The organism is Vibrio sp. 10N.222.48.A3, from assembly GCF_041475345.1.
Taxonomy (GTDB): Bacteria; Pseudomonadota; Gammaproteobacteria; order Enterobacterales; family Vibrionaceae; genus Vibrio; species Vibrio tasmaniensis_A.
The window spans coordinates 1-10,079 of record NZ_JBFRVX010000284.1; the positions used below are offsets into that span (position 1 = coordinate 1).

Genomic DNA, 10,079 nt, shown 5'->3' on the forward strand with positions numbered 1-10,079 from the left:
AGCCTCAGACCTTGGCCAACGACGGTTTCAATCAACTTAGATTCAAAAGGCTTATCGATTTTTTGTCTCAGTTGATAAACCTGCACTTTTATGTTGTTACTTTCTGGTGCGTCATTTGGCCATAAACACTCCTCTATTTCTCTACGAGTAACCACTTGTGGACTTCGGCGCATGAGGAGTTCTAAAAGCATTAGGTTGAGTCGATTTAAGTCCAAGACTTGCTCTGATCTTGATACTTGCTGGCTTTCTAGGTCATAGACTAAGTCACCTTGTACTAACCTTTTTTGTTGGCTACTTCTTCGCTTAGAGAGCGCCTTGATACGTAAGGCGAGCTCTTTCATTGCAAATGGCTTGATTAAGTAGTCATCGGTGCCTGCATTGAAGCCAGCTTCTTTGTCTTGCAGCGTATCTTTTGCCGTCAGCATCAAAATAGGCGTATCGTCACCGTCGTCGCGAAGTCTTTCACAGACAGTAAAACCATCTATTTTAGGTAACATTAGGTCAAGAAGAATAACGTCATAGTAGTTTTGTTTTGCGAGTGTAAAACCGCTTAACCCGTTGTAAGCATGATCGCATTTGATGTTTTCAAATTCGAGAAACTCTGCAACAGAAGCGGCGAGCTCCTTGTCATCTTCAACTAATAACACGTTGATAGATAAGTTAGATTTCATTTTTCTTAACCCCAGTTAAAGAAGCGGATCTTTGGGTAATTATGTTGTGAAACAGCTGCTTGATATCTTGCTGAACCATTAGCAATACGGGTACCAAAAGAAGTGTTATTACCGTTGCGAATAAGATTCCATACCCCATTGACGTAGCTGCTGGTATTAAAAACTGAGCTTGAGGAGAGGTCTCTGACAGTAAGGGCACTAAGCCAAAATACGTGGTTGCAGAAGTCAGCACAATAGCCCTTAAGCGTCCTGTTCCTGATTCAATTAACGCCTCGTACACGGTATCACCACTCATTATCTTGGTATTAAAGCGTGAGATCAGTAAGAGGCTATCATTCACGACGACCCCGGTTAATGCAAGCATTCCAAACAGAGAAAGTATACTGATGGGTATCCCTTGGATTAAGTGTCCCATCAAGGCGCCCACAATACCAAATGGAATTGTGCACATGATCAGCAGTGGCTGGAAATATGAATTGAGTGGTATTGCAAGCAATGCGTAGATGCCGATAAGAGCGATAGCAAACACGCTATACAGTGAATTTGATATTTGTTCCTGCTCTTGTTGCTGTCCAGAAAGGACAATGTTTAGGTCACGATACTTATTCTGTAACCTTTTAAACAGGTCGCTATCTAGCTTATCAATGATCTCTTCTGGAGAGGCGATAGTTTTATCAACATCAGCTGATATCACATTGACTCTGTTACGATTCATTCGTTCAATGTTTTTGGACACATATCGAGTCGATATATTGGCTACCGCATTGAGTGGTACTAACTTACCATTGCCCAAGCGAATTTGTGCGTATTTGAGATTATCCAGTGTTTGTCTTTTTGCCCGCGGATACTGAATTTTGACCTTTATTTCATGCGAACCTTCTTGAAATTGCTGCACTTCATAACCTTGATAGGCCATGTTGAGTTGTTGTAAGAGGTTCGATGTAGTAAGCCCCATGGTTAGCCCCATTTCGTTAACTTTAATATCAACTTGGGCTTGTGTATTCGCGAGGCTACTTTTTATGCCATGCACACCTTGTACATTACTGAGATGCTCAGTGAGTTCGCGAGTTGCGTTGCTGATCGTTGCTTCATTTTGACTTCTTAATTCTATGCTTATTGCTTTATCGCTGATCATATCGGCTAAGAAATTGGCGCTGTCTATGCCTTCAAGTGTTGGGACCATGGATTGCCATTCTTTAGCGATAGCACCCGCGCTGATTGGGCGTTGAGTGTTGCTCGAAAGGCCAACAATGATTTGCGAACTGTTATTGGTGGTTTCTACCAATACACTTTGGATTGGTGGTACAGACAGCGCATATTGCTTCACCAACGAATCATTCAATGATGCCGCCATTTGTTCAACTTTAAGTGTTTCACGTTGTACTAATCCGTAGCCAGTATCATCTTCGAATGCGAGCTCGATCGTGATGAAGTTAGTAGAAATCTCCGGGAAAAATACCGACTTAAGTTTGCCGGTTATTAGCGAACCACCAACTAGAATACACAGGGAAAAAAAGCCACAAATTACAGCATAACGGTAGCGTATAGCCAGTTGTAAACAGGGTTTGTAGAGATGCCAAGTGATGTATTTGAAACCACGTAGAACACGCTGTTGAATATAGTGCCATACGGCAGGAATACCCCATGCTGAAGTCGGTTCCATTTTGACTCGGGCAAGGTGAGCTGGGAGAATTAATTTGGACTCAATGAGTGAGAAAATCAGACAGAAAGTTGCAGCCATGGCAAATTGCGCAAAGATTTTACCGAGTTCCCCTTCGATTAAGCTGAGAGACATAAAAGCGACGATGGTCGTCAACACACCAAATGTGGTTGGTGTTGCAACTTTTTGCGCGCCAGCGATGGTCGACTCAACGGAAGCTCCGTGTTTCTCTCTTTGTTCGTAAATACTTTCACCAATGACGACTGCATCATCAACAACAATTCCGAGGGCCATGATGAAGCCAAAGGTGGTTAATTCATTAAGGGTGAGTCCAAAGAAAGAATCTCCCATAAGGACCATTGCGCCGGCAAACGTAACAGGTAGGCCAACGGCAACCCAGAAAGCCACACGTATGTTTAAGAGCAGAGCCAGTAAAATAACAACGAGAGCGATACCTTGAGCACTGTTCTTAAGTAGCAAAGATAAACGGTTTTTAATCGGCTCACTTTGATCATTCCATTGGGTCAGGTGGATACCGTTCGGCAGAGTCAATTGGTAAGCATCAACGATGGATTTGGTCTCTTTGGCTAGCTGGTTGATGTTTGATTGACCATACATTTTCACCTTTAATCCCACTGATGGATGGCCGTTATAACGAGTAATGATGCCGTCGTCGTCAAATCCTAATTCAATATGTGCCACGTCGGACAAGAGTATGGTTTGCCCTGTTGCTGTGCGTTTAATTGGCAGCGAAGCGAACTCTTTCGCGCTTCGGTGTTGCTGGTCCGCTTTAAGAACTAACGTCCCTTGAGAACCTTTGAGCTGGCCGGCCGTTTGGGTTAATGATTCTGCTCTAATTTGGCTGACAATTTGCTCCATCGTGAGACTGAAAGCTTGCAATTTTGCCTCGTCAATTTCAATCGAGACCTGCTGAGATTTTCGGCCAATGTAATCAACCTTTTGTATCAAAGGAGAGTTTAGGAGCTTGTGTCGTAACTCGTCTAAATAACGCTGTAATGCACCGATAGGCACGTCACCAAACAGGTTAATTGAAACTACCTCTTCAAGGTCGGCTTGACGCGTGATCACAGGTTTTTTTGCTTCGCTAGGTAAATCGCCAATAGCATCAACCACACTTTTTACATCTTGTTGCAGTTTGTCGAGTGAATAGCCACTCGACTTAGTGATGGTTACCGTTGCACCGTCACTATTTGCACTGCTGTGTATCTGTTTGATGCCTTCTACACCTAACAATGAATCTTCTATTTTTATCGCAATGCTTTCTTCAGCCGAGCGGGCTGAGCCACTTTGATATTCGACACTTACCGTAATATTGGTTGGGGGGAGTGAGGGGAAGCTTTCTACCCGTGATTGGATAACCGAAAAACCACCCGCGACTATGATCAAAACCATTAAAAGATTTGCAGCAACAGGATTGTGAACAAACCATGCGATAACGCCATGAGTTTTTAGGTTATTGTCCATCATTCACCTCTTTAAGTGATTTATCCCCAGAGGCAGGAGTCGGGAGGCTCCGATTTAATGCGAGTTTTTCCGTGTCGTCTGCGTGAGAGCTATCCGAAAGTGCTAATACTTGCATTCCCTCCACGTAGCTGGACAACGGCTTTACAACCAAAGTGATGTGTTGATTTAGGTTGCCCTGTTCAAAACCAATCGCATCGATATCTTGAAACAGTGATTGAGTCTTGTGACGATGAAGTTGACCTTCTTTGACGTACCAAATATTGCCGTCTGCAGTAATGGAAGAGGATGAAACTACAAAACTATCTGAATGGCTCTTACCTTGAATGACAACTCTAACAAAGCTCCCGATCAGCAAAGGATCTGGCTGTTGAAGAGGGGAGTCTATTTTTAATATGAGGTTACGCATACGTGTTGATTGTTCCACGAGCAGTGAAAGGTGACTCGCCCGTGCTGCCCATTGTTGCCCTGAATCTAAATCAGATGCTGACTGAATTGTCACCGACAGTGCACTCAAATCGGAGGGGAGCTGTTGCCAGTCGCGTTCTGTGAGCTGAAGATGTACTTCAGCAGTTTCTATGGATTTGATCTGTCCCAACGAGGTTCCGGATGCAACAACACTGCCTGTGGTGACGTTGCTTTGGCTGACAATGGCATCATAAGGAGCATGGATATTCGTGTTATTTAGTTGTTGCTTAGCATCTTCAACTGCTTGTTGTGCGGCGTTTAATCGTGCCTTTGCTGCTTTAAACTGAGGCTCTCGCAAAGCGAGGGGGCTCGGTGCCTCTTCTATACCTGAAGTTTTCCATTCTTTTTGAGCACGTTGATGTTTGCGTTGTTCTTGGAAAAATGAAAGTTGTGCGTTAGCTAGCTCTTTTTCTGCGTTAGCCAGTAGTACTTGGTAACTGGAATCGTCAATGTGAAATAGCAGATCACCTTTACAGATTTGTTCACCTAGTTGAAATTTTTTTGCTTTTGAAAGAATCACTCCTGAAACCTGGCTCGTGAGCGTTAAAGTTTCTTCTGGAATTACCTGCCCGTAACCTTCAATGGTAGAGCGGTGTTGCCCGGCAGCAATGTCGACTGTGGTGACTTTGATATATTGTCGAGGCTGAGCTTCCAGCGCTAACGTTGTTTCTTCGGGGATTGACTTAATGATGTACATCGCGGTGGCAATGATACTGAGCAAGCCCAAAGCCGTAACAAGTATCTGTTTCATTTTAAACCCCCATTCCTAATGCTAACCCTAAGGTAATTCTGTTTGAGAGCCGAGTACGCTGAGTATTAAGCAACTGGATTTTAGATTGGTAAATAGATTGTTGGGCGATAAGCAGTGCCAAAACGTCACTGGCTCCTTCCTGATAAAGGTTTTGATAGTTTTTCATACTAGCCTTGGAGAATGTAAAAGCATCTCGATAATGCTGTTCTTGTTGTTTGAGGTAGAACTCTTTGTCTAGTGCATTTCCTACCTCATTGATGGCAACCAATAGTTTCTTTTGGTAATCAACAAAGCTCTCTTCTGCTTGAAGCTGAGCTATTTTGGCTTTGGTTTGTAGTGATGATTGGTCAAGAAGAGGTGCGCTGATCCCCCCAACGAGATTCCACAGGGAAGGATTGTCGATAAGCTGGTTTGGTGTTGAGCCGCTACGATAAACAGAGGCAGACAGTGTGAATTTAGGCAGTAGATCTTTGTAAGCAACTGCCGCGCTTTTGTCGGCGGCGAGCACTTGCTGATAAGCGGCAAGGAGGTCAGGACGTGATCCAATCATTTCTCCGGGAAGACGTAATGGCGGAGCTTCAACTTCTGGGATCGTGAAAATCATTCGGTTAAGCTGGGTGTCGCTCTTACCTCGTAAGGTATTAAGGCCTCTGATTGCGATAAGCTGATCTTGTTCTTTAGCCGCTAAACTCGCTCTTACTCTGGATGTTGCAGCACGAGCGGTGTCGAGGTCTGCTTGTTCTTTAAACCCATCGAGCACTTGCTCTAGTACAATATTCTCAGTGTTTGAAAGGCTTTGTAGCCAGCGTTGTTCAACCCCGATCACTCTTGCTCTGTAAGCAACATCAAGCCACGCCTCTATTACGCGAGCCGCGAGAGAGTTTTGTGCGTAAGCATAGTCGAGTTGTGTTGCCTGTTGTTTCGCGTTAGCTGCGCTTGCTGAGTCAGCTAAGCGTCCCCAAACATCAAACTCCCAACTTAAATTCAAAGACAGTTTGTGACTGTTCTGAATTTGACTTGTTTTTTGTCTAGAGGCTTGAAAGTCTGTATTTAAAGAAGGTTGAAGGTATTGATCACTTTGAGCCGCTAATAGTTCAGCTTGCTTCAAGCGAAGTGCAGTTTTATGTAGGTCGTGGTTATTGGTGAGGGCTTCTTGAACCAGATCGGCGAGAGCTTGATTGTTGAACAGCGAGAGCAATTGTGTCGACATCGTAGTGTTTACGTATCGTTGAGAGCTTTCCCATTGCTCGGGAATCTGGGTTGTATTGTTCAAACTGGCTTGCGGCGTTGGTGATAGAGAAGCGCAACCCGTGAGATAGGTCAGACTACCCAGTAGTAATAACGCGGATAGGGGGTGGTGTGTGTTCATGCTGTCTTACTCTAAGGTATTTATCTATAGATATACCTAACAGCGAGTAAATTGGAGGTGAAATGAGTGTTTGGTTATTGATTAAAATTGGATATGGATATGGATATGGATATGGGCTAGTAAAGGGTTTATGAAAGAACTTCTGAAAAAATAAAAGCCACTGAAATCAGTGGCTTTCATGCTCGGATCTCTCCTTTAGGTACGATTAAGTATTATCTGTACTTCCGTCTCAACGGGAAGCAGCGAAATTATCTCCTTGGTTCTGCTAATGCTTTAACTCCTGCGCAAGCAAGAGACTTAGCTAAAGAGAAAGCGGGTTTAGTTGCAAGTGGTGAAGATGTGCAAGAGGCCCGATATGAAGCTAAAAGGCAAGAGCAAAGAAGTAGCCTAACACTAAAAAAATTTCTCGATGAACATTATGAGTCCTACCTAATAGCTATGAACCCTAAGACGGCTAAGCAGTCGTTCATGTGTATAACAAACAATTTTAAACATCTGGCGAATAAACCCTTAGCAGAGATCACTGCATGGGATATTCAACAATGGGTTACTGAACGCAGGAACTTAGGTCGTGCTCCAGCAACGGTTTCGTATGCCTATAATCGCCTGAGAGCGGTTTTCAACCGTGCAGTTGAATGGAATTTTATTGATTCACATAATCTGAATAATGTAAAAATTACTAGGGAAGATAATAAGAGAGTTCGTTACCTTTCCTATCAAGAAGAAAAGTCACTATTGGACACTCTACATCATCGTAGTGAGCGTCTGAAAAATGATATCAAAAAGCGCTTCGGAGAAAGGGCGTCGACACAGTTTTCTGTACGTTATATCGATTACCTAGAGCCACTGGTTTTAATGGCGATGAATACTGGTATGAGGAAAGGTGAATTACTTTCTTTATGTTGGGAGCACGTCAATATGGAGGATCGTTATCTAACGGTACGTTCTGAAAATGCGAAGTCCAAAAACAAACGAACGATCCCTCTGAATAATACAGTTTTTGACATGCTCAACGTTTGGCGAGAGCAGAATCCAACTACGGAATTTGTTTTTGTTGTCAATAATAGGCCTTTGGAAACCTATCAATATCAGTGGGAGCAATTATTAAAAGAAGCAGGTATACAACATTTTCGCTTTCATGATTTGCGCCACCATTTTGCCAGTAAACTTGTTATGGCGGCAGTGGATTTAAACATCGTTCGTGAGCTACTTGGCCATGCTGATTTAAAGATGACCCTTAGGTATGCGCATTTAGCTCCTGAGCACCAAGCCAATGCGGTCAATTTGATTGGCTAACAGCCGTATATTCGTCTTGTTTCTATCTGGATATTTTCACATGTTGTTATTTTCGGTTAGGTAACCGAATGAAACCAATAAACACGGGGCTTTGACGGTTTTTGTACCGCGTTATTTGGTAACGGTTACTTTCGGTTAAGATTGTATTAACCCATTGATTTTATTTATATCGTACTTAACCGAGAAATTACTCCCCTTGAGAGGGCGTTTTTTCATCGTTTAACCTAATAGGTATAACTCTAAACCTAATAGGTACAACCCTCTAACACTGCGAATTTATTTCTGCTTAGATGAACTCGAATCGACTAAGAGGAATAAAGAGATGAATTCAGAATTAACCCAAAAACGTGCCTACACCGAACAAGAGACTGCGACTTACATTGGTATGAGTCGTTCGTTTTTACGCCAATCAAGAATGGAAGGACATCGAAAGAATCGAACAGACGCCCCACCTTTTATTAAAATAGGGCGAGCGATACGCTATCTAAAAGAAGATTTAGACCAGTGGCTAGAGAGCCACAGTAAATGCGAACAACTCTCTCACAGAGGGGGCTATCATGATTAATTTGAGTAAAGAACAATTGACCCTTTTGGCTTGGATGAAAAGAGGGCATACGTTTGAAGTGTGCTCAGACTATTGCCCGAGGAATGGAGAGGTGCTCCCAAAAGAGCGACTACCTATTCGCCTCTTTAAAGAGACTATAGATAAGCTTTTTCAAGCCGGTTTAATAACGTATGTGAGTAACAAATCTTACGGCCTTCGTTGGGATGTTTTCTCCTTGACTCAGACAGGGAGTGAACGAGTATGAATGTGTTAGATTTATCGAGTGTTGACCCTGATGACAGAGGTTTTGTGACCAAGAGGTTAGCTTTGTTTTCATTTGAAATTCAGCGGATCTTACTTAATGAGTATTGTCGTCAGCCAACCAAGTTTGAACGAAATACTTATTTGCGAGTAACGTCGGACACACTCTCGAATCATTTATCTGTCCCGTTGGATAAAGTGGGACTCAACCTTACTGAAGAGGACTTAAGGGACAAAGCGAAACGCTTAGCGGCTTCGACGCTTGCATTACGACGCCAACATTTGAGTGAATCCGTTTCCCTTGTTTATATTCGTCAGCTAGTCAAACAACAAGGACTTCCTGCTAACGCAGGTTTGTACTCATATTCCGGTGAGCTAGCCCGTTATAGTGACCCTAAATGGTGGCTTAGAAAGCTCAGAAAGGCGTTAAGACGTAATATAGAAATTGTTCTGCACCATCTTAACCAAATCAATAAGAAAACAAGCCTGTATTGCTCCTATCCGACATTAATCGCTAGAAGGAACCAAAGAGCCTATCAGAACGCTTATTTAGAAAATACCTTTGCTGTTAATGAGCTAGGGCAACGCTTTTCATTGCTTGAATTAGCACAAAAGGGTGTCTCTGATCCGAAGATACGCAAAGCTGAATTAATGGTTAGAGCAAGGGGATTTGAAGACCTTGCTCAAGAACTTAACCATGTAGCAACTTTTCTCACTCTTACTTGTCCTTCGAAGTATCACAGAAGCTACTCAGCTTCGGGTCATGCCAATCCAAAATGGGGAGGCTTTACCCCGCTAGACGGTCACTCTTACTTAAATAAGGTCTGGCAATTAATACGTTCAAAACTGAATCGTTTAGGGGTCCGTTTTTACGGTTTCCGTGTAGCAGAGCCACAACATGACGGCACACCACATTGGCATTTATTGTTGTTTGTGGAGCCGGAATCTTATCGTCAAATGATAGAGGTTATACAGGACTATGCGTTACGAGAAGATAGTAAAGAAAAAGGCGCGACTGAGCACCGATTTACTGAAATCAAGATAGATCCATCAAAGGGCTCTGCTACGGGTTATATCGCTAAGTACATTTCAAAGAACATTGATGGAACTGATCTTGATAAAGGTGTTTACGAAGAAGACCCTCAAGATGCGGCTGCCAGAGTTGATGCGTGGGCGGCCTGTTGGGGCATACGTCAATTTCAACAACTGGGAGGCTGTTCTGTGACAGTGTGGCGTGAGTTGAGACGCCTAAAAGAAAGACAAGGTTTACCGTTACTTGCTCAAGGGATTTTAAAAGCCGCGGACAAAGGTGATTGGAAACGGTTTACTGAGATGATGGGTGGTGTGTTCAGTCTACGCAAGGAGCAGGTCTGTAAGCCTTACTACGCTCTTTCTTTTGATTTAACTACTGGAGTTATCAAAAGTAGTTTATATGACGAAAATGAAATGGTGAGAGTGTTGAAAGGAGTCATGATTGCGGGGCGTGAAATCATCACGCGAACATTTCAGTGGCGATTGGAATCAACTCCCCGTTATGCTTTTTAACTTGGAGTTCTGTGAATAAGTGTACGTTATGA

The 10,079-nt window shown here is 43.1% G+C and carries 7 protein-coding genes; 3 read left to right on the plus strand and 4 right to left on the minus strand.

Annotation, left to right across the window (positions count from 1 at the left end; translation table 11 throughout):
• The 4 genes from AB4653_RS09225 to AB4653_RS09240 form a co-directional block, all read right to left on the minus strand.
• Positions 1-671: response regulator transcription factor (locus tag AB4653_RS09225; protein WP_372103940.1), on the minus strand; the 671-nt coding region annotated here is incomplete at its 3' end.
• Complete coding sequence (locus tag AB4653_RS09230) at positions 661-3,816, minus strand: efflux RND transporter permease subunit (RefSeq protein WP_102258337.1); 3,156 nt, start codon at positions 3,814-3,816, stop codon at positions 661-663. The genes AB4653_RS09230 and AB4653_RS09225, both read right to left, overlap by 11 nt.
• Entirely contained in the window at positions 3,806-5,032 is a 1,227-nt protein-coding gene (locus tag AB4653_RS09235) for an efflux RND transporter periplasmic adaptor subunit (RefSeq protein WP_102258338.1), read from the minus strand. Before AB4653_RS09235 ends, AB4653_RS09230 begins: the two co-directional genes overlap by 11 nt.
• A 1-nt stretch (position 5,033) precedes the next feature.
• Complete coding sequence (locus AB4653_RS09240; RefSeq protein ID WP_102258339.1) at positions 5,034-6,242, minus strand: TolC family protein; 1,209 nt, start codon at positions 6,240-6,242, stop codon at positions 5,034-5,036.
• A gap of 309 nt (positions 6,243-6,551) precedes the next feature.
• On the opposite strand from AB4653_RS09240, the gene AB4653_RS09245 reads away from it, so the two are divergent.
• From AB4653_RS09245 to AB4653_RS09255, 3 genes are all read left to right on the plus strand, one after another.
• The gene (locus AB4653_RS09245) at positions 6,552-7,697 is read left to right on the plus strand and encodes a tyrosine-type recombinase/integrase (RefSeq protein ID WP_372103944.1); all 1,146 of its coding nucleotides are present in this window, start codon (positions 6,552-6,554) and stop codon (positions 7,695-7,697) included.
• Between the two features lie 322 nt (positions 7,698-8,019).
• On the plus strand, positions 8,020-8,262 hold the full coding sequence (locus AB4653_RS09250) for a helix-turn-helix domain-containing protein (RefSeq protein WP_102257649.1): 243 nt from the start codon (positions 8,020-8,022) through the stop codon (positions 8,260-8,262).
• Between the two features lie 240 nt (positions 8,263-8,502).
• Complete coding sequence (locus AB4653_RS09255; RefSeq protein ID WP_102257647.1) at positions 8,503-10,047, plus strand: replication endonuclease; 1,545 nt, start codon at positions 8,503-8,505, stop codon at positions 10,045-10,047.
• The last annotated feature ends 32 nt before the right edge of the window (positions 10,048-10,079 follow it).